Origin of the sequence: Roseburia sp. AF25-13LB, assembly GCF_003478915.1 — a bacterium.
Taxonomy (GTDB): domain Bacteria; phylum Bacillota; class Clostridia; order Lachnospirales; family Lachnospiraceae; genus Roseburia_C; species Roseburia_C amylophila.
In genome coordinates this window covers 57,587-78,374 of the sequence record NZ_QUFO01000008.1, presented here as the reverse complement: position 1 = coordinate 78,374, position 20,788 = coordinate 57,587, and the positions used below count along the sequence as shown (strand labels likewise).

Sequence of the window (20,788 nt, the reverse complement as noted above, 5' to 3'; positions counted from 1 at the left end):
TTGGTCAACTGGTCTACTGAACCATTTCTACCAGATAAGCTAACATGGTAACAGGTTCTTTCTTCTGTGCTTTCATCTCTCTTACATATGCTTCGTATTTTGCTACGAACCTGGAAAGACCCAGCACTGCATCCTGCTCTAAGAACATACAAATCCCTCCTTATGCAATTTATTATCTGAACAAACCTCTTTGTTCATTTAGTATTATATACTTACCTTTGGTAAATGTCAACAAAAAAGATGTGAAAAAATTGTGTAAAATTACCATAAAAGAAAATTAAGTTTTTGTTAATAAAATGTAAGGAACATTTGGTGTATGATGATAAGGAATGAAATAACAGATAACGCATATAGGAGCAGATAAAAATAAATGAGACAGACCGGAAGAGGAAAGAGAAAAACAGGAAGAAAAAAATATACATATGAGAAACCACATACAGCAGCAGAATACCGGCGCAGAAGAAGACAGCAGCAGGTGCGGATTCAGAGAATGCTGCTGCTTTTAGGAATTGTTCTTGTAGTAATTTTCATATTTGTATTAGGTGGGAAATTGCTCCGCTGGATAAGGGGAAAACATTTGGCAGCAGCAGATGTGCCGGCAGCCGTTACCAAAGTGGTAGAAAATCCGCCGGATTATGATGTGCAGCTTCTTACGATAAATGATTATTCCAGACCGGGACTTGCAATTGATCAGGTAAATGGCATTGTGGTGCATTATACTGCAAATCCGGGAACCACAGCACAGCAGAACCGTGATTATTTTGAAGGCTTAAAGGACAGCCATGAAACACATGCCAGCAGTCATTTTGTCATCGGACTGGATGGTGAACTGATTCAATGCATCCCATGCAAAGAAATTTCCTATGCATCCAATGACAGGAACAGTGATACTATTTCCATCGAATGCTGTATCCCGGACGATACCGGAAGATTCAACGATGCCACCTACCAGACATTAGTGCATCTGGTGGCATGGCTTTGTGGCAGATATGATCTGACCATGGATGATGTCATCCGTCATTATGACGTAACCGGAAAAAACTGTCCGAAATATTATGTGGAACATGAGGATGCCTGGAAACAGTTTAAGTTGGATGTGGCAGATTATATAGAAAAGAATGGAGTTGCCCCGGAAAATCTAAAAAATGACAAGGAGTAAGTCTTGCCAAATCTTCTGATTTCAAGTAATATTAAATCATTGATAGTGGAGAGACGAAAAGTCCACTGGTTGTAAGAAGGAAAAACATGTTAGAAGAGATTTGTAAGGCACTGACCGAAGAGACGAATATACGTGAAAATCTGATAGAATTAAAGAAAAGCATAAAAAATCAGGATGCATTGAAGGAATGGAAAGAATACCATGCAACGCATCCGGTTTTGTATGCTTTTTTGAGTTCCGAAGATGCTAAAATCCGGAAAAATGCAGCACTTATTCTGGGTGAGACAAATGAATCAGGGGCGGCAAAAGCACTGTTTGAGGCATACCAGAGGGAGAATACACGCTTTGTGAAAAGTTCTTATCTTACTGCAATGAATGGACTTGATATAGAGATTTATCAGGACGCATTCGGGAAGCGTTACAAGGAATTGTTAGCAGAAGTTCCGGCAGAAAGCGAAAAGAAGCACAGAACGGAAGAACTGCATGCTCTGGATAAATTGTTAGGTGGGCTGAACCAGAATAAGAAGCATCGTTTTACTGGATATGAAGAAGAGGTAGAAGTGCTTCTGACAACCAATCCTGCATATCGTGAGATTACGGCAGAACAGATAAAAAAAGATCGTCCGGTGCTGGTTCCGGCAGGTGTAAAAGTAAAGACGACACATCTTAGGGATGTGATAAAGATTCGTACTTTCCGGGAGATGCTGTTGCTGTTGTCCGGGGGACACCGGATTGCTGCAGAACCGGAAGCGGTAGCAGAGGCATATGTAAAATCAAATCTTATGGAGTTATTAAACAGGCTGCATGAGGGCAATCCACCATTTCGCTTCCGCATGGAAGTAAGGGGCATTGCTCCGGAAGAAAAAGGCAGCTTTATCCGGAAAGCGGCAGCAGCATTAGAAGATTTAACCGGACATCAGCTGTTAAATACGGTAGATGGCTATGAAATAGAATTGCGGCTTACAAAGAATACGGATGGCACATTATATCCATCCTGTAAATTATTTACGATTCCAATGCGGAGATTTTCTTACCGGAAGGAAGCAGTTGCAGCATCCATTCATCCGGCAAATGCAGCATTATTTATGAAGCTGGCAGAACCTTATCTGAAAAAGGGTGCACAGGTATTAGATCCGTGCTGCGGAGTTGGTACCATGTTAATAGAACGTGACCTTCTGGTGCCGGCGGGAGATATGTACGGACTGGATATTTTTGGAGAGGCTGTGATAAAGGCAAGAGAGAATGCCAAAGCGGCAGGAAGGCAGATTAATTATATTAATCGTGATTTTTTTGATTTTACACATAAATACCTTTTTGATGAAATCATTTCCAATATGCCATTGAGAGGGAAGAAAACAAGAGAAGAACAGGATGCCTTTTACAGTCAGTTCTTTGATTGTGCAGGAAAATTCCTGAAAAATGGTGGTCATATGATTTTATATTCCAATGAGGGCGGCTTTGTAAAGAAACAGCTGCGGAGACATATGGAATATCGTCTATTAGACGAGTTCTGTATACGGGAAAAAGAAGGTTTTTATTTATTTATAGTCGGTAAAAAGGGGTAACAAAAATGAAGCAGAAGTTGGACATGCAGGGGAGTAATGAGTTAATGTTTGGAGCGGAATTACTCGACGGAAGAGTGCTTCAGGGATTACAGGACCGTTTCTGTGCCTGTAATAATTTATATTGTGTATGCTTAAGCCAGATGCAGGGGGTTGTGACCAAGGCATATGGTTCCAAGGAAGAACTGAATTATATTCATGAAAAAGTCGGTATGGCACGCCATATTGTGCTGCTGAACAGACTGATTACCTCTGAGATGGAAGATGTAGTGGAAGAACCATTGGAAGAGGATTATTTGAAAATGAACGGTGTTGCAATCCGTGTAGGCGGTAAGATTGCAGCAATCTGGATTGTCATTGGTGTGCTTTCTGATATAGCCGCACCAGAACAGGAGATTCCGGAGAATATCCAGAAGACTACGACAAAGCAGTATTACAATTCACTTGATTTTTTAACCTATATATCCAAACAGTATTTTGCTACAAAGTTGGATGAGCTTCTGGCACAGGAAGCATTTGCCAAAAACAGGGAAAGCCAGGAGCAGATTAAGACAGAATTACAGCGTACAGAGGTCATGACTTCTATCGTGAAAATGCTGGAGAGTGAAAATGGCTTTTCCAAAATTGCAGACGAAATTCTGACAGATGTATGCAATTATCTGAAAATCAGTAATGCAGCATTGCTCCGTATTAACCGGGATGGCGAGACTGCGGATATGATAAGTGAATGCTGTCTGGAGGAAGAGGATGCATTGATTGCAAAATGCCAGGGCATTTCCACATCAGAATTTCCTTTTACCAATGGCAAGCCTTATATGATTTCAGCAGATTCCATACTGCCGCCCGCATTTGCACAGTTTTTTGAAAAATGGAATATTCAGGCGGCAATCAGCCTGCCGGTAGAGATTAACGGGGAAGCTGCCATGTATTTATGCTTCTTTGAACTGCGGAAACGCCGTATCTGGGATGTTTCCGATATTAAATTTTTAAATGAAGTAAAACAGATTGTGCAGAGTATTTTGATTAAGCGGATTACAAAGAATTCGCTGGCAAGTTCTTATGCATCCTTAGAGGCAATCCTTGAAAATGTAGGCTGTGGAATCTGTGTAAGGGATATGCTTTCGGAGAAGATTCTTTATACGAACCAGCAGTTTCACAGGTTATTTGCAGATGGCCGGTTTGAAAAGCAGCAGGATGAGATTTTCCGTTCCGGTAATAAGCGTTATGGAAATGGTAATTTTGTAGAATATTATTCCAAAGAGGATAACCGGTATTTTGACATTTATCATACCCAGATTAACTGGGTGGATGGCAGAAGGGTTATGCTGCTGACGGTTTATGATGTGACGGATAAAAAGCTTTATCAGCAGAAGATTGAACGCCAGGCGAATAATGATTTCCTGACGGGACTTTATAACAGAATGCGTTGTGAGCATGATGTGGAAATCTATATCCAGAGAGCCAGGGAACAGGGTGGCAAGGGAGCACTCTGCTATATTGACCTGGATGACTTTAAGCATATTAATGATGGTCTGGGACATCAGTATGGGGATATTCTGCTGCAGACGATTTCAAGAAGCCTGCAGGGAGTGACCGGACTGGATTCTACCTGCTACCGCATGGGTGGTGATGAGTTTATCATCATTGTTAATCAGGAAGAATATCAGCGTCTGGATGAGATTTTAACAGAGATTAGGAATATTTTCTCCAAGCCGTGGTTCTTAAAAGGTGGAGATTACTACTGTACCATGAGTATGGGGGTGGTATGTTTCCCGGATGACGGAGACAATGTACAGGAATTAATCAAAAAAGCAGATATTGCTTTATACGAAGCAAAAAAAGGCGGTAAAAACCGTATAGAATTCTATGATGAGAATGTAGAAGCAACATCCTTTAAGCGGCTTGATTTAGAGAAGAATATGCGTTATGCCACTACAAATTCCTGCCAGGAATTTGAGGTGTATTATCAGCCGATTGTGGATATTTCCAGACCGGGAGATCCATGTAGTGGAGCAGAGGCACTTATCCGCTGGAATTCCGAGGCAATGGGGATGATTTCCCCGTCTGAATTTATTCCACTGGCAGAATATTTAGGACTTATCAATCCAATCGGAAGCTTTGCATTGAAAGAAGCCTGCCACCGTTGTAAATACTGGAATGACATGGGACATCCGGAGTATCATGTCAATGTAAATCTTTCGGTGGTACAGCTATTGCAGAATGATATGAAAGAAAAAGTCAGGGAAGTGTTGGAAGAGACAAAGATGGATCCGGCAAACCTTACCCTTGAAGTAACAGAGAGCCTTGCAATTAACGATATGAAGCGTATGAAGAGGATTCTTTCGGATATCAAGAGCCTTGGAGTAAAGGTTGCACTGGACGATTTTGGAACAGGTTATTCTTCCTTGAACCATATCCGTGAGCTGCCGATTGACATTATCAAGATAGACCGCTGCTTTATCATTGACATTGGAAAAGATGAGTATGCAGAGGCCTTTGTAAAGATGGTATCAGAACTGGCAGAGACCATCGGAGTACGGATTTGTGTAGAGGGGGTAGAGGAAACGGAACAGGTGGAGAAGCTCCGCAGCATGAAGGTGCAGTATATTCAGGGTTATTATTATGGTAAGCCAATGCGTGCAGAGGACTTTGAAAAGAAGTATCTGTAGAAATAAAAGAATGAGTAAAAAGCTGATGGAAGGAAAGCTTTTTACTCATTTTAAGTTTAGCAGTCTATCTCCAGTTCTACCGGACAATGGTCGGAACCAGGAACTTCCGTATGAATGGCAGCTCCCTTTAACTTCTCTTTTAAGGACTGGGAAACCAGAAAATAATCAATACGCCATCCGGCATTCTTTTCCCTTGCGTGGAAACGGTAGGACCACCAGGAGTAGATGCCTTCCTGTTCCGGGTAGAAATAACGGAAGGTGTCGATAAAACCATTCTCTAAAAGAACAGAGAATTTTTCCCGTTCTTCATCTGTAAATCCGGCATTTTTACGGTTGGTTTTCGGATTCTTCAAATCAATTTCTTTGTGGGCAACATTCAGGTCACCGCAGAAAATAACCGGTTTCTTTTCTTCTAATCCCTTTAAATACTGTAAAAAAGCATCTTCCCATTCCATACGGTAGGAAAGCCTTGCCAGTTCGCTCTGGGAGTTTGGCGTGTAGCAGGTGATGAGATAGTAGTTTTCATATTCTAATGTGATAACACGTCCTTCTTCATCATGCTCCGGGATGCCAATGCCATAGTTTACAGAAAGAGGTTCCTTTTTGGTAAAGATGGCAGTGCCGGAATAGCCTTTTTTCTTCGCATAATTCCAGTACTGGTAATAGCCCGGAAGGGAAAGGTCAATCTGTCCTTCCTGCAGTTTAGTCTCCTGAATACAGAATGCATCTGCATTGATTTCATGGAAGAAATCTAAAAATCCTTTATTGACACAGGCACGTAAGCCATTTACATTCCAAGAAATAAATTTCATAGTGAGTCTCCTTTTTATTGATACATATCGGTGATTGCGAAAAAGCGGTGTTTTATTTGAAAAAGATCTGTATTCGAAGAATTGGTGGCTTATGTGATGTGAAATGCCAGCAATTCTTAGCTGCATATTTTTCTTAATGGTAAACTGTCTTTCCGTTGCTTTGACCGGATGCCGTCACTGTCCGCCAGGTGCGGATGCCACATAATAACTGCAAGGGGCACTAAGAATTTCGAGACATATTTTGTCAGGTCCGGCAACCGGCACAAATTCACATCCATGTTCATATGTGCCTCGCTGGCACGTCCCTGTGCCAGCGTTGCCGGGTGCCGGACGAAATTCCAAGTGCCCCTAACAGCCATTAAAAGGCATCCGTACTCCGGCGGACAGTACCGGCATCTTGTCAAACATTGGAAAGACTGCTTTCTATCACAAAAAGAAAAATATGCAGCTTAGAACTGCGGTATTTCATATTAAAGCCAACATTCTTCGAATACAGTCTTTTGAAATAATAATTTCTTTTCGCAATCACATATTTGTTTCATTATACCCATTAGACTGGATATTCTTCAAGAAAAATATTATACTATTTCTATATATAAAAATGCAACGTATTGTGGAGTTATAAGCGAAGGAGGATATGCGATGTTAGAGAAGGTAGATTTAAACCGGAAGATGGGGAAAAAGGAATATAAGGAGTGGATGGACGATTTGCAGCCGAAACTTTCTTATCTGCAGAGAGCCTGTAAGGAACAGAAGATTCCGGTTATGATTGTATTTGAGGGATTTGGTGCAGCAGGAAAAGGAACATTGATTAATAAAATCATTGAGCCTTTAGACCCGAGGGGATTTTCGGTGTACGCTACTGCAGTGGAGACAAAGGAAGAAAAAATGCATCCGTTCCTGTGGCGTTTCTGGACGAAGATTCCATCACAGGGAAGAATTGCAATTTTTGACAGAAGCTGGTACCGGAGAGTGTTGGTGGACCGCTTTGACGGTGTGACCAAAAAGGAGAAGCTTGATTATGCGTTTGGAGAAATCTGCTCCTTTGAAAAGCAATTAACGGATGATGGCATGGTAATTATCAAATTGTTTGCAGATGTGTCAAAGAAGGAGCAGAAGAAGCGTTTTGATAAGCTTCTGGAAGATAAGAAGACTGCGTGGCGGGTAACAAAGGACGATTTGGCAAGGAATAAGCATTATGAAGAATACCTTGCCATGAATGAAGAAATGCTGGAAAAGACGGATTCTGAATATGCACCGTGGCATATTTTAGAATGTACCGACCGGGAATATGCGGCAGCAAAAATGACGGAAATCGTAGTTTCTGTATTGGAACAGGCAATCGCAGATAAGAAAGCCGAACAGGAGAAGAGGGAGCAGGAGAAAGCAAAGGCGCAGCAGAAAGCGCAGGAAATAAAGCAGGAAAAGAATGCTTTACAGGAAGCAGAGACTACAGCACAAAAGGAACAGGTGCTTAAGAGTTCCGTACTGGCTGGAGTCGACCTTTCAAAGAAGATGGAAAAAGAAGAGTATAAAAAAGAACTTGCACGTCTTCAGGCAAGACTTTCCGAGCTTCATAATGAACTTTATAAATACCGGATTCCGGTGGTGCTGGCATTTGAAGGCTGGGATGCTGGTGGAAAAGGCGGAGCCATTAAACGGCTGACCCAGGCATTGGATCCAAGGGGCTATCAGGTAAATCCGGTGGCAGCACCCAATGATGCGGAGAAAACACATCATTATCTGTGGCGTTTCTGGAAACAGTTTCCAAAGGATGGTCATGTAGCAATATTTGACCGTTCCTGGTATGGCCGCGTTATGGTTGAGAGAATCGAAGGCTTCTGTCAGGAAGAAGAATGGAAGCGTGCTTACCATGAGATGAACGAAATGGAAGAGCAGCTGGCGCATCATGGAACCATTGTTTTAAAATTCTGGATGCACATTGATAAGGATGAGCAGGAGCGTCGTTTTAAGGAGCGTATGGAAAACCCGGCAAAGCAGTGGAAGATTACCGATGAGGACTGGCGCAACCGTGAGAAATGGGGTGCTTATGAAAAGGCAGTGGATGAAATGCTGATTCGTACCTCTACCACTTATGCACCATGGATTTTAGTAGAGGCAGACTGCAAGTATTATGCCAGAATTAAAGTGCTTCGTACGGTGGTAGAAGCAATTGAGAAGCGGCTGAAAGAAGAAAAAGAACGGAAATAATTACCGCTTGGTTCGTATTTCTTACCACTTATTCCAAAGGCATTTACAGAAAAATGTGTTTGTGTATAATGAGTGACATAGGAAGGAACGACAATGAAGATACGGATTGAATTAGACGAAAACTTAATAGAGGATGAAGTGCTGATTCGCTGCAGATCCTTAGATGAAAATGTAAGGAAAATACAGGAAGCCGTGTCACAGGTGCTTACCGGAAAACAGCAGTTAATCTGTTATAAGGAAGATACGGAATACTATCTGTCTTTGGATGAAATCCTGTTTTTTGAGACAGAGACCAAAGAGGTATGGGTGCATACAACAGATAAGATGTATCAGACCAGATATAAACTGTATGAGCTGGAAGAACTGTTGCCGGGACATTTTATGAGGGTTTCCAAATCCACAATTTTAAATACCAACCGGATTTACTCCATTACAAGAAATCTTACGGCATCAAGTGTGGTGGAATTTATGGGAAGCCATAAACAGGTATATGTATCAAGATATTACTACAAACCATTAAAATGTAAACTGGAAGAAAAGAGGATAAGAAAATGAAAAAAGAGAGAATCTTCTGGGGACTGTTTCTGATTTTTGGAGCGGTATTCCTGATTGTAAGCAAACTGGGACTGGTGGAAGGCATTGGCTTCTGGACGGTAATCGGAACAATATTTTTCGGTTGTATTTTATTAAGCAGCCTGATAAAGCTTCGATTTACCGGAATCTTTTTTTCACTGGCATTTCTAGGAATTATTTATGATGAACAGCTTGGCATACAGGCGATTACACCATGGCCGATACTTGGAGCGGCACTGCTTTTATCCATCGGCTTCGGTATCATTTTTAAGAAGAATACCACAAAATGTTGGAAAAAGAAAAAAGATACGGACTATGAGACCATTATAGATGAAGAGGATGGTAACCGGATTTCTTTCGATACCTCCTTTGGCGCATCCATCAAATATGTGAATACGGATGATCTCCAGTCTGCTTCCTTGGACTGCAGCTTTGGCAGTATGAAAGTGTATTTTGATAATGCGATGATGCAGCAGCCACAGGCAACGATTTATCTGGATGCATCCTTTTCCGGAGTAGAGCTTTATATTCCAAAGAGCTGGGCAATGATAAATAAAGTCCATGCAGCATTTGGTGCAGTGGAAGAGAAAAATCAGAATGTACCGGATGGTGTGCACAGTGTGATACTTACTGGAGAATGTAATTTTTCCGGCGTAACAATTATATATGTATAAGAAATAGCATAGAGAAAGCTGTCAGCAAAATTTTGCTGGCAGCTTTCTCTATGCTATTTTATGCCTGTGTGCCCGGAAGCCGGAGGCTTGATTTCATCAGCAGGGCAGCAATTGCAGCGGTGAGAATTTCCGTAATCCAGAAAGCATGGAACACATACTGCGGACCAAAGGCTTTGCAGAGAACAAAGGCAATCGGAATGATAAAAAGGATATAACGGAGCAGTGAAATAATTAAGGACTGTCCGCCCTTTGAAAGCCCTTCCAAAGCACCGGAGGCAGTAATGGATACGGTGGAAATCAGGAAACCACAGCAGATAATCCGAAGGGCATTGCTTCCCGCGGAAATTGTGGTGGCATTGTCTGTAAACATTCCGATAAGGTAAGGTGATGCAGTAAAGCAGATAATCATACCAAGAAGCATAATGACACCGTTCATACAGAGGGTAAGATGATAGATTTTCTTTACGCGCTTTATTTCACCGGCACCGTAATTGAAGCCCACCAGCGGACGCATCCCCTGGATAATTCCATTGGCAGGAAGGTAGAGGAAGGTCTGCAGCTTGTAATAGATTCCGACGACTACCACATAACACTGGTCATATGCGGCAAGGAGTCCGTTTAAAAATGAGATCAGTAAGGACGGCAGAGCCAGATTTAAGATGGCAGGGATGCCGATACCATATAATTTCAAATCAAGATGTTTATCCAGGATAAGATATTTTCTGCTAATCCGTACACTGATTGGGCGCAGAAAATAGGCAAAGAGATAAAAAATAAGAGTCAGCAGCTGTCCGATACCGGTGGCAAGGGCAGCTCCGCGCATTCCCATTTTCGGGAAGATGCCAATTCCGAAAATCAAAAGCGGGTCTAAAATGATATTGGCAATACAGCCTAGCATCAGTCCAATCATGGAGACATTCATTCTGCCGACAGACTGAAAGACTTTTTCAAAGGTTAAATTCATCATAATAATGATACTGAATACAAATACAATATTTGCATATTCTACACCTGACTTAAGAACATTACTGTCGGTGGTAAAGCGGCTTAAAAACGTAGGAATCAGGGCAATGCTTCCAATCGTTAAAATGACACCATGCAAAATAGAAAAGAAGAACCCATGGGTTGCAGCAATATTGGCTTTTTCCCCTTCTTTTGCACCAAGGTGAAAAGAAATTAAAGCATTAATTCCGACACCAAATCCAATTGCCACAGCATTGATAAAATTCTGCACCGGATAGACCAGGGAAAGGGCAGTCATGGCATCTTCACTGATTTTAGCCACAAACAGACTGTCTATAATATTATAAAGAGAATTTACCAGCATGGAGATAACCATAGGAAGTGCCATGGTAGTCAGCAGTGGTAAAATCGGTTTTTCTTTCATAAAATCTTCATTCATAATAATTGCTCCTTTTTTTCTTTTTTCTCACTAATCCAAAGTGTGAGAAAGAACAAAGAATGTGCCTTGGCACATTCTCGCGCCTGCGGCGGTCGCTTGCGACATCTACCTTATACGCCGAAGTGTGCATCCTCGCGGAGCGTTTTTTACTTTACAGGAAAGCAATTTCCTGTAAAGTAAAAAACGCCACACAATTATCGCAAGGATAATTGTGTGGCGAAAAGTAGTCAGACTAGAAAAATCCACACCAGTTTTAGCGTTATGAAAATAGCATAAATCATAGGAAAAGTCAAGATAATATCATAGAGCGGAAGAAGATGGCTTGAATATGAATTGGAACATTCAATGGAAAAATGATTGACAAATACCCTATGGGGGTATAATATAAGCATACCGGTAGGGGGTATATGACTATCGGGAAATGTGTATTGGAATGTGAAGATAGAAGGGAGCCTGACTATGGCAGAAGAAAAAGAGATGTGCCCATCCTGCTGTGGACGGAAGAAGCACAGACAGGAAGCAGAATATCAGGATTTATTAAAACGCTTGAACCGGATTGAAGGACAGGTGCGGGGTGTAAAGAAAATGTTGGAAGAAGACCGCTACTGTGTGGATATTTTAACGCAGGTGTCTGCAATTAATTCTGCACTGAACTCCTTTAATAAAGTGTTGTTAGCGGAGCATATCAAATCCTGTGTGGTGGAAGACATCCGTGCCGGAAAGGAAGAAGCGGTGGATGAGCTTTGTGCGACCCTTCAGAAACTGATGAAATAGAGGAGGACAAAAGTGTGAAACAGGAACGTTATGAAGTCACAGGTATGACGTGTTCTGCATGCTCTTCCCGTGTGGAAAAGTGTGTGTCAAAGATTGACGGAGTGGAAAATGTATCCGTAAATCTGCTGACCAACAGTATGCAGGTGTCCTATGACGAGAATAAGGTCAATGAAGATATCATTGTATCAGAAGTAGAGAAGGCAGGTTATGGTGCTGCACTGGCAAATGCCGGAAATGAGAAACGTACCGGCAAAGGGAAAAAGATAAATAAGGCAGAGCAGGAAATTCATGAGATGAAAATCCGTCTGATCTGGTCTGTTATTTTTCTGATTCCGATGATGTATATTTCCATGCACCATATGTTTTATGAATGGTTTGGAATTCCGGTACCGGGATTTATCAAGGCTGCATTTCACGGAGATGAGAATGCACTGGCATTTTCCTTTTCCCAGTTTTTATTGCTGCTTCCGATTATGTATCTGAACCGGAAATATTTTATTGTAGGATTTAAGAATCTTTTTGTACACAGAAGCCCGAATATGGATTCGCTGATTGCACTTGGGGCATCGGCTTCCGTTATCTATGGTGTATTTGCCATTTTCCGGATTGGTTATGGCCTGGGACATCAGGATATGGCACTGGTAAGCCGGTACAGCATGGATATTTATTTTGAGTCTGCAGGAATGATTCTGACATTGATTACAGTTGGAAAATATTTAGAGAGCCGTTCCAAAGGAAAGACCAGTGAAGCTATTGAGAAGCTGATGGACTTGGCTCCGAAGCAGGCAAAGGTCTTAAGAGATGGCAAAGAAGTTACGGTTCCGGCAGAGGAACTGGTAAAAGGTGATTTGGTGCTGGTTCGTCCCGGTGAAACCGTTCCGGTGGACGGAGTAATTGAAGAGGGACAGTCAAGCCTCGATGAATCTGCCATTACCGGGGAGAGCATTCCGGTATATAAGGAAGTGGGGGATATTGCAATTTCCGCAACCATTAACCAGAATGGCTTCTTGAAAATCCGTGCATCCAAGGTCGGGGAAGATACCACCATCAGCCAGATTATTCATCTGGTGGAAGAAGCTGGATCCAGTAAAGCACCGATTGCCAAGATGGCAGATAAGATTGCAGGAGTATTTGTGCCGGTGGTTATTACAATTGCCCTAATTGCTGCAATCATCTGGCTCATCAGTGGGGCAACCTTTGAATTTGCACTTTCTATTGGAATCGCAGTGCTGGTTATTTCCTGTCCGTGTGCCCTTGGACTTGCAACACCGGTAGCTATTATGGTAGGAACCGGAAAAGGTGCAGAAAACGGAATCCTGATTAAGTCTGGCGAAGCGCTGGAAACGGCGCACAGTATCGATACTGTAGTTATGGATAAGACCGGAACCATAACAGAAGGTAAGCCAAGGGTTACAGATGTGAGTGTTGGAACCACAGAATTAAACGAAAAAGAATTTGTGGCAATTGCAGCAGGCGTTGAGCAGGGAAGCGGGCATCCACTGGCACAGGCAATTCTGCAGTATGCGAAGGAGCAGGAGATTATGCCCCTTGCCATGAAGAATTTTAAGACAATTCTGGGCAGAGGAATTGAGGCAGAAGACGAAAATGCATCTTATTATGCGGGAAACGAAGCCTTTATGAAAGAAAAGGGAGTGTCATTGGATGACCTTGGAGATACTCTGGACAAGCTGGCAGAAGAAGGAAAGACTCCATTAATCTTTGCGAAAAACAACAGCCTTCTGGGTATCATTGCAGCAGCAGATGTGGAAAAGAAAACCAGCCGCTATGCTATTGAAGCATTCCGTAAGATGCACATTGAGGTAGTAATGCTGACCGGAGACCATAAACGTACCGCCGAAGCTATTCGTAAGAAGCTTGGAATTCCAAAAGTAATTGCAGAAGTATTGCCGGAGGATAAGGAACGGCATATTGCCAAACTGCAGCAGCAGGGACATAAGGTTGCCATGATTGGAGACGGAATCAATGATGCACCGGCACTGGCAAGAGCTGATGTAGGAATTGCCATTGGAGCAGGAACAGATGTGGCAATCGAAAGTGCAGATGCGGTACTGATGCGGAATGATCTGATGGATGCCGTAACAGCTATCCGGTTAAGTAAAGCGGTTATCCGCAATATCAAGGAGAACCTGTTCTGGGCATTCTTCTATAACAGTATTGGAATTCCACTGGCAGCAGGCGTTTTATACCCGGCATTTCATATTAAATTAAACCCGATGTTCGGTGCAGCCGCCATGAGTTTAAGCAGCGTCTGTGTTGTTTGCAATGCTCTCCGGTTAAAGCTTTTTAAGCCGCAGCGATTAGAGCAGACGGCAGGAAATGTGGCAGAACAGATAGCGGAAAAAGCAGCAGGAAGTCAGATAGAACAGACGACCGAAAAAGTGACAGATAATAATGAAAATGATAAGGAGGATAATAAAATGAAAGAAACACTTAAAATTGAAGGAATGATGTGTGAACATTGCAAGAAACATGTGGAAGAAGCATTAAATGCCATGGAAGGAGTACAGGCAGCTGTCAGCCTTGAGACAAAGAGTGCTGAAGTAACCATGGACAAAGAGATTCCGGATGCAGCATTTGCAGAAGTGATTGAAAAAGCAGGATATCAGCTTACCGGTGTTGAAAAATAACAAAATAACGTTATAAAAATCAAAAAAAATTAGGAAAAATGCAAGAAAAAAATTCCCTTATGCTATAAAGTTATGTTATAATAAGCGTAATTGAAACAACATGGGCGAAGGTAGAGGGAAGAAGTTAGGAGGATGGTTCCCGCAAAAGGAACCGTCCTCTTTTATTTACGCGAGTAGCGGGAAAAACCACAGCACATGATGGACAGACAGGAGGAACAGTTTTTATGTGGTCATATGACAGTGTATTTTATCAGATTTCAACATTGGGATTTTGCGGGGCTCCAACAGAAAATGATGGTGTTCTGGCTCATCGGATAAAGAAAGTGGAAGACTGGATTCCGCATATGGTAAAGCTTGGAGTGGATGCAATATATTTCTGTCCGGTTTTTGAATCGGACCGTCACGGTTATGATACCAGGGATTATACAAAGTTAGATGTAAGACTTGGAACCAATGAGGACTTTAAAGAAGTATGTGGAAAATTACATGACAACAATATCAAAGTAGTGTTGGACGGAGTGTTTAATCATGTGGGAAGAGGCTTCTTTGCATTTCAGGATTTACTGAAAAACAGAGAGAATTCTCCATATAAGGACTGGTTCACAAATGTGAATTTTGGCTGGAATAATAATTATAACGACGGACTTTCCTATGAAGGCTGGGAAGGACATAATGAGCTGGTAAAACTGAATTTGCGGAATGAAGAAGTAATCCGGCATATCTTTTCAGCAGTAGAGGGATGGATAAAAGAATTTGATATTGACGGACTGCGTCTGGATGTTGCATACAGTCTGGATATGGATTTTGTAAGAAGATTACGTCAGTTCGTAGATTCGAAAAAGGATGATTTTTATCTCCTGGGCGAGATGATTCATGGTGATTATAACCGTCTTCTGGATGAACAGAATATGCTGCACAGTGTAACAAATTATCAGGCATATAAGGGAATGTGGTCCAGCTTTAATGACCGCAACCTCTTTGAAATCAATTATACCCTGGAGCAGCATTTCTGTGGAATGTATCAGGGCAAACATTTATTAAATTTTCTGGATAACCATGATGTGAACCGTCTGGCAAGCACTTTAAAGGAAAAAGAACATCTTCCACTGGTATATGCAATGCTGTTTGCAATTCCTGGCATTCCATGTGTCTATTATGGCGGTGAATGGGCAGCAGAGGGAAAGAAGGAAAATGGCGGGGATGAAGCACTCCGTCCTTCCTTTGAAGCACCGGAATGGAATGAACTTACCGATTATATTTCCAGACTGGCGAAGGTTCATAAATCGGAAAAAGCACTTTGCTATGGTAGCTACCGAAAGGTATTCTTAACAAACCGGCAGATTGTATTTGAGAGAAGCTTTGAAGGTGAGCGGATTCTTGTAGCAATCAATCTGGAAGAGAATCCCTTCCATGCATCCTTTGATGCAGGAGCAGCAGAAGCAGTTGACCTGCTGACCGGAGAAAAAGCGGTATTTCAGGGTGGTCTCGATATGCCGGCATTTTCCGCAGCTTATTTAAAGATAACCGGATAAAAAGATAATACATAAGAATAAGAATAAGAGATAAGAGCTATAAGGAGGAAGTGCAGTAATGGCAGAAAAACGTAAATCTTCAGAAAAAAGTAATATAGGAAAGAAACTGGCACTTGGATTAATTGCAGTAATTTCACTCCCGATTCTTCTGGTTGGACTTGCCGGAATTATCATAATGCATCTGGTACAGAATACAGCATTAAATGCAGGTGTGGGAACGATTATTTTAATTGTGGTTTTAGCGGTATTTGTGGCAGGTTCCCTGTGGCTTGCAGTAGCAATTGCCGGAAAACTGAAAGCTGTAATTGGAAGTATGGATAAGATTGCGGATGGAAGCCTTCAGTTAGAAGAACCAAAACATAATGAAAAAAATGATGAAATCAGCAAATTGTTAGGCTCTGCCAATGATTTGGTAAGAAGCTTTGCACAGATTGTAACCGGAATCCGTAGAGCCAGCAGGGAATTAAGCGAACTGTCTACGACATTCAGCCAGTCCTTTGACACTATGAATGAAGCGTTGGATCAGGTGAGCGGTGAAGTTGCTTCCATTACAGATAATACCGTTTCACAGGCAGAGAAAACACAGCATGTACAGCAGAAAGTAGCAGAAATCGGTAATGCCATTGAAGTGATTGCCAGCAATATTACACTTCTTTCGGACAGTGCATTAAAAATGAAAGACTGCAATGAATCAGCAGAGGTGATTATGCAGCAGCTGGTGGAAATCAGCAGACAGAACAGGCAGTCTATTGATGAAGTGCAGAGCCAGACAGACAGAACCAATCAGTCTGCCTTACAGATTCGTACTGCAACAGAGATTATTGCAGGAATTGCAAGCCAGACAAATCTGCTTGCTTTAAATGCAAGTATTGAAGCTGCACGGGCAGGAGAACAGGGAAAAGGATTTGCCGTAGTTGCAGAAGAAATCCGTACCTTGGCAGACCAGTCCAGAGAGTCTTCAGAGCAGATTAATAAAATTGTTAATGAACTGATTGATAATTCTAATGTCAGTGTAGACATTACCGGAAAAGTATCAGAAGCATTTGAACAGCAGAATGCAAAGATTCGCGAGACAGAGACAATCTTTACTGCCTTGAATCATGAAATTGAAAGTGTCAGCACTTCTATTCAGGGAATCAATTCAGAAGTCGGTGGCTTGAATGAACATAAGAGTGCCATTGAAGAGAAAATGGATTCGCTTGCTGCAGCAGCAGAGATAAATACAACAAGTGCCAGAGATACATCTGAGGCAATGAACGAGTTTGAAGCTTTGGTAGAAGAATGTAAGAATGCAACTGCCAGAATTACTTCTGTAGTAGCAGAACTGGATGAAAATATCCGTAAGTTTAACGTTTCTTCCATGAAAGAAGAAGTAGAGAAAAACATGATGTAATAAACGGTATACAATTGCAAAGAGAAGGGTATTCCACAGGCCGAAGGAGTGCATATGGAATACCCTTTTGTGTATCTTTAAGGAGATTAAAATGAAAACAGAGATTTATACGATACCAATACAGGATGCATTTGCAGAGGAAAGCGAATGTCCGGTCTGCAGAATGTATCAGAAATTAGAAGAAAATGCTATCAATTATACCATTGGACCGGGTGCAAGTTATATGGAGGAAGATATCCGGGAGCAGAGCGATGAACAGGGCTTCTGTCAGAAGCATTTGGAAATGTTATATGAATATCCGAATAAATTAGGACTTGCCATGATGTTAAAGACCCATATGGATAAGACAGCTAAGGAGTTAAAAAAAGCAATGAAAGCACCACTGCCTCAGGCAGCTGTACTTTTCAGGAAAAAGAGCCAGACGGTCCATCCGGTGATTACCTTTGTGGAAGAAAAAGAGAAAAAGTGCTTTGTGTGTGATTACATTAATCACAGCTTTACAAATTATATCAATACCATTTACTATTTATATGAAAAAGAAGAGGACTTCCGCAAACAGTTTGCAGCATCCAAAGGCTTTTGTGTAAATCATTATAAAGTTCTGTTTTCCGGTGCCCCGGAATATATGGGTAAGAAATACCTGAATGAATTTCTGATGACTTTAAATGAGACTTTTATTAACGGATATGAGAGGGTGCGGGATGATTTAGAATGGTTCATCTGTAAGAATGATTACCGTTATAAGGAGCAGCCTTGGAAGAATGCAAGGGATGCACTGCAGAGAGGACTGGTAAAGGCAGGAAGTATCATGGAGGCAGAAGAAAAGAAGGAATAGGTAGAGGTAATAAAAGAAAAGGGGATAGAAGAAGACGTAAGAGCAACAGGTAAATAAAAACAGGAAAGAGAGGTATTTATGACAAGTTATATTTTACTGGTAGCAGCAGTGATTTTATTGTGCCTGTCATTGAATAAAATGTCCAACAAACTGGGAATTCCAATGCTGTTGGCATATATTCTTCTTGGCATGATGTTTGGAACAGATGGAATTTTAAAGATTCCTTTTGATAATTTTACGATTGCCGAACAGATTTGTACGGTGTCCTTAATCTTTATCATGTTTTACGGTGGATTTGGAACCAACTGGAAACAGGCAAAGCCGGTGGCTGGTAAAGCAGTATTATTATCAACAGTGGGTGTTATACTGACCGCAGTAACAACCGGAGCATTCTGTCATTTTATATTGAAAATGGATTTCTGGGAAAGTATGCTGATTGGCTCTGTAATCAGTTCTACGGATGCGGCATCGGTCTTTTCAATCCTTCGTTCCAGACGGTTGAATCTTAAGAACAATACTGCATCCATGCTGGAAGTGGAAAGCGGTAGTAATGACCCATGTTCTTATATGCTGACCGTAATTATATTAACAATAATGAGCGGAGAATTAAGTGGTTCTTCGCTGGTTGTCATGATATTCTCGCAGATTATTTTTGGCATATTAGTGGGGGTAGTTGTGGCACTGGCAGCAGCATTCATTTTAAAAAAAGTGAATTTTGCAACGGATGGATTTGATACGATATTTGTATTCAGTATGGCACTGGTATCCTACGCCGGGGCATCCATGATAAATGGAAATGGTTATCTGGCAGCATACATTGCCGGAATTATCCTTGGCAATACTCCACTTCATCACAAAAAATCACTGGTGCATTTCTTTGACGGAATCACCGGATTGATGCAGATGCTGATTTTCTTCCTGCTTGGTCTGCTGGCATATCCATCCCAGCTGCCGAAGATACTGCCGATTGCACTGGCAATTGCGGTATTTTTAACATTTGTGGCAAGGCCGGTTTCTGTATTTGCTATCTTGATGCCATTCCGCTGCCCGGTAAAGCAGCAGCTTCTGGTGTCCTGGGCGGGGCTTCGTGGAGCGGCATCCATAGTATTTGCAATTATGGCAACAGTAAGCCCAGCATATACGAAAAATGATTTGTTCCACATAGTTATTTTCATTGTCCTGTTCTCTATCAGTATTCAGGGTACACTGCTTGGACTGGTGGCAAAGAAGCTTGACATGATAGACGAAAATGGCAACGTCATGAAGACCTTCAGTGACTACTCCGATGAAATGCCGGTGGAGTTTGTTAAAATCAGCATCAAGGCGGGACATCCATGGGAGAACCGCAAGATAAAAGACCTTACTTCCCTGCCGGATTTATTACTGGTGCTGATTCTAAGAGGCGAGGAGCGTATCATTCCAAATGGCAACACGGTAGTGCTTGCCGGAGACAAGATTGTCTTAAGTGCTTTATCTCCGGAAGAAAATCTTGGCATCTGTCTGACAGAAATCCCAATCGAAAAAGACAGCAAGTGGATTGGAAAGCCATTATCCAGAATAAAACTGGGAGAAGAGAAGCTGGTTCTTGTTCTAAAGCGGAATGAGAAGGTTGTGATACCGAACGGAAATACTGTGATTCGTGAAAATGATGTGCTGGTAATCAGCCAGTTATAAATATGTTTTTTTGAATTTTGAAGAATAGCAGGAGTGTTCGCCGAAGTGCAGATGCATTTTAAGGGCTGTTAAGGGCACTTGGAATTTCGTTAGATATTAGGCAATGCCGGCACAAGGATGTGCCGGCAAGGTGCATAGGAACATGGATGTGACTTTGCACCGGTTGCCGGATATAAAAATGATTTTTCGAAATTCTTAGTGCCCTTTACAGCACTTAGACAGCATCTGTATTCGGTGAAGAGTACTGCTATTTTTAAAAATTTAAAAATATATGCAACAGAATGGAATTCAGCGACACTATATATATGAGACCGGTCAAAGGAAAGGACTTAGGAAGGTATAGGGTGAGCATATGGAGCAGGAACTGCAGCTGGTGTGCAGGGCACAAAGTGGGGATACCGGTGCATTTGCACAATTATATGAAGGCGTTTATCAGGACTTGTATCGCTTTGCGTTATATGTGCTGAAGCATCCGCAGGATGCACAGGATGTGGTCAGCGATACCGTGACAGATGCATTTGCACAAATCGGGGAGCTTCGAAAGACAGAAGCGTTCCGGGCGTGGATATTCCGTATTTTAAGTAATAAGTGCAAACGTAAATTAAAAGAGTATGCGACCCGTCCGGAAGAGCTGACACCGGAGCTTTTAGAGCATCTGGGAAAATCCGGAATGGATGAGCATGCAGCAGTGCGGAGCCTGTTCTTTGAGCTGCCTTCCGAGGAACGAATGATTATCGCCATGCATTTATTCTGTGGGTATAGCAGCAAGGAAATCGGAAAACTGTTAGACCTTAACGAAAATACCGTCCGCTCAAAAGAGAGCCGGGGAATAAAGAAAATGGTGGAGAAATATTGGAAGTGAGAAACGGA

The 20,788-nt window shown here is 41.9% G+C and carries 17 protein-coding genes; 13 read left to right on the top strand and 4 right to left on the bottom strand.

What is annotated here, in order from left to right; genetic code table 11:
• Positions 1 to 13: 13 nt before the first annotated feature.
• Positions 14 to 148, bottom strand: a complete 135-nt coding sequence (locus tag DWY37_RS16300; RefSeq protein WP_022244007.1) for a hypothetical protein — start codon at positions 146 to 148, stop codon at positions 14 to 16.
• A gap of 222 nt (positions 149 to 370) precedes the next feature.
• On the opposite strand from DWY37_RS16300, the gene DWY37_RS11530 reads away from it, so the two are divergent.
• The 3 genes from DWY37_RS11530 (at position 371) to DWY37_RS11520 (ending at position 5,390) form a co-directional block, all read left to right on the top strand.
• Positions 371 to 1,159, top strand: a complete 789-nt coding sequence (locus DWY37_RS11530) for a peptidoglycan recognition protein family protein (RefSeq protein WP_117698050.1) — start codon at positions 371 to 373, stop codon at positions 1,157 to 1,159.
• Between the two features lie 86 nt (positions 1,160 to 1,245).
• Positions 1,246 to 2,724 (top strand): methyltransferase, encoded by a 1,479-nt coding sequence (locus DWY37_RS11525; RefSeq protein WP_118541408.1) that lies wholly within the window; start codon positions 1,246 to 1,248, stop codon positions 2,722 to 2,724.
• Positions 2,725 to 2,729: 5 nt separating this feature from the next.
• Entirely contained in the window at positions 2,730 to 5,390 is a 2,661-nt protein-coding gene (locus DWY37_RS11520) for a sensor domain-containing phosphodiesterase (protein WP_117698053.1), read from the top strand.
• Between the two features lie 56 nt (positions 5,391 to 5,446).
• On the opposite strand, the gene DWY37_RS11515 is transcribed toward DWY37_RS11520, so the two are convergent.
• The gene (locus DWY37_RS11515) at positions 5,447 to 6,202 is read right to left on the bottom strand and encodes an exodeoxyribonuclease III (RefSeq protein WP_117698054.1); all 756 of its coding nucleotides are present in this window, start codon (positions 6,200 to 6,202) and stop codon (positions 5,447 to 5,449) included.
• Between the two features lie 116 nt (positions 6,203 to 6,318).
• Positions 6,319 to 6,561, bottom strand: a complete 243-nt coding sequence (locus DWY37_RS11510) for a hypothetical protein (RefSeq protein ID WP_117698055.1) — start codon at positions 6,559 to 6,561, stop codon at positions 6,319 to 6,321.
• A gap of 283 nt (positions 6,562 to 6,844) precedes the next feature.
• On the opposite strand from DWY37_RS11510, the gene DWY37_RS11505 reads away from it, so the two are divergent.
• The 3 genes from DWY37_RS11505 (at position 6,845) to DWY37_RS11495 (ending at position 9,660) form a co-directional block, all read left to right on the top strand.
• Positions 6,845 to 8,413, top strand: a complete 1,569-nt coding sequence (locus DWY37_RS11505; protein ID WP_118541410.1) for a phosphate--AMP phosphotransferase — start codon at positions 6,845 to 6,847, stop codon at positions 8,411 to 8,413.
• 93 nt (positions 8,414 to 8,506) lie between these two features.
• Positions 8,507 to 8,968 carry a LytTR family DNA-binding domain-containing protein gene (locus DWY37_RS11500; protein ID WP_117698057.1) on the top strand — a complete coding sequence of 154 codons (462 nt, stop codon included), beginning with the start codon at positions 8,507 to 8,509 and terminating at the stop codon, positions 8,966 to 8,968.
• The gene (locus tag DWY37_RS11495) at positions 8,965 to 9,660 is read left to right on the top strand and encodes a LiaF transmembrane domain-containing protein (protein WP_118541412.1); all 696 of its coding nucleotides are present in this window, start codon (positions 8,965 to 8,967) and stop codon (positions 9,658 to 9,660) included. Before DWY37_RS11500 ends, DWY37_RS11495 begins: the two co-directional genes overlap by 4 nt.
• A gap of 58 nt (positions 9,661 to 9,718) precedes the next feature.
• Here DWY37_RS11495 and DWY37_RS11490 read toward each other — a convergent pair whose 3' ends face one another.
• Complete coding sequence (locus DWY37_RS11490; RefSeq protein ID WP_117698059.1) at positions 9,719 to 11,062, bottom strand: MATE family efflux transporter; 1,344 nt, start codon at positions 11,060 to 11,062, stop codon at positions 9,719 to 9,721.
• A gap of 459 nt (positions 11,063 to 11,521) precedes the next feature.
• Here DWY37_RS11490 and DWY37_RS11485 point away from each other — a divergent pair, with 459 nt between their 5' ends.
• The 7 genes from DWY37_RS11485 (at position 11,522) to DWY37_RS11455 (ending at position 20,780) form a co-directional block, all read left to right on the top strand.
• A complete protein-coding gene (locus tag DWY37_RS11485) occupies positions 11,522 to 11,836 on the top strand; it encodes a metal-sensing transcriptional repressor (RefSeq protein WP_117698060.1) in 315 nt (104 codons plus the stop codon).
• 14 nt (positions 11,837 to 11,850) lie between these two features.
• Positions 11,851 to 14,484 carry a heavy metal translocating P-type ATPase gene (locus tag DWY37_RS11480; protein WP_117698061.1) on the top strand — a complete coding sequence of 878 codons (2,634 nt, stop codon included), beginning with the start codon at positions 11,851 to 11,853 and terminating at the stop codon, positions 14,482 to 14,484.
• Between the two features lie 224 nt (positions 14,485 to 14,708).
• The gene (locus DWY37_RS11475) at positions 14,709 to 16,016 is read left to right on the top strand and encodes an alpha-amylase family glycosyl hydrolase (RefSeq protein ID WP_117698062.1); all 1,308 of its coding nucleotides are present in this window, start codon (positions 14,709 to 14,711) and stop codon (positions 16,014 to 16,016) included.
• A 58-nt stretch (positions 16,017 to 16,074) separates the two neighbouring features.
• A complete protein-coding gene (locus tag DWY37_RS11470; protein WP_117698063.1) occupies positions 16,075 to 17,409 on the top strand; it encodes a methyl-accepting chemotaxis protein in 1,335 nt (444 codons plus the stop codon).
• 91 nt (positions 17,410 to 17,500) lie between these two features.
• Positions 17,501 to 18,244: a DUF6062 family protein gene (locus tag DWY37_RS11465; RefSeq protein ID WP_117698064.1), complete on the top strand. Its 744-nt coding sequence runs from the start codon at positions 17,501 to 17,503 to the stop codon at positions 18,242 to 18,244.
• A gap of 78 nt (positions 18,245 to 18,322) precedes the next feature.
• Complete coding sequence (locus DWY37_RS11460; protein WP_117698065.1) at positions 18,323 to 19,918, top strand: potassium/proton antiporter; 1,596 nt, start codon at positions 18,323 to 18,325, stop codon at positions 19,916 to 19,918.
• A gap of 352 nt (positions 19,919 to 20,270) precedes the next feature.
• Positions 20,271 to 20,780, top strand: a complete 510-nt coding sequence (locus DWY37_RS11455) for an RNA polymerase sigma factor (protein WP_117698066.1) — start codon at positions 20,271 to 20,273, stop codon at positions 20,778 to 20,780.
• Positions 20,781 to 20,788: the final 8 nt, after the last annotated feature.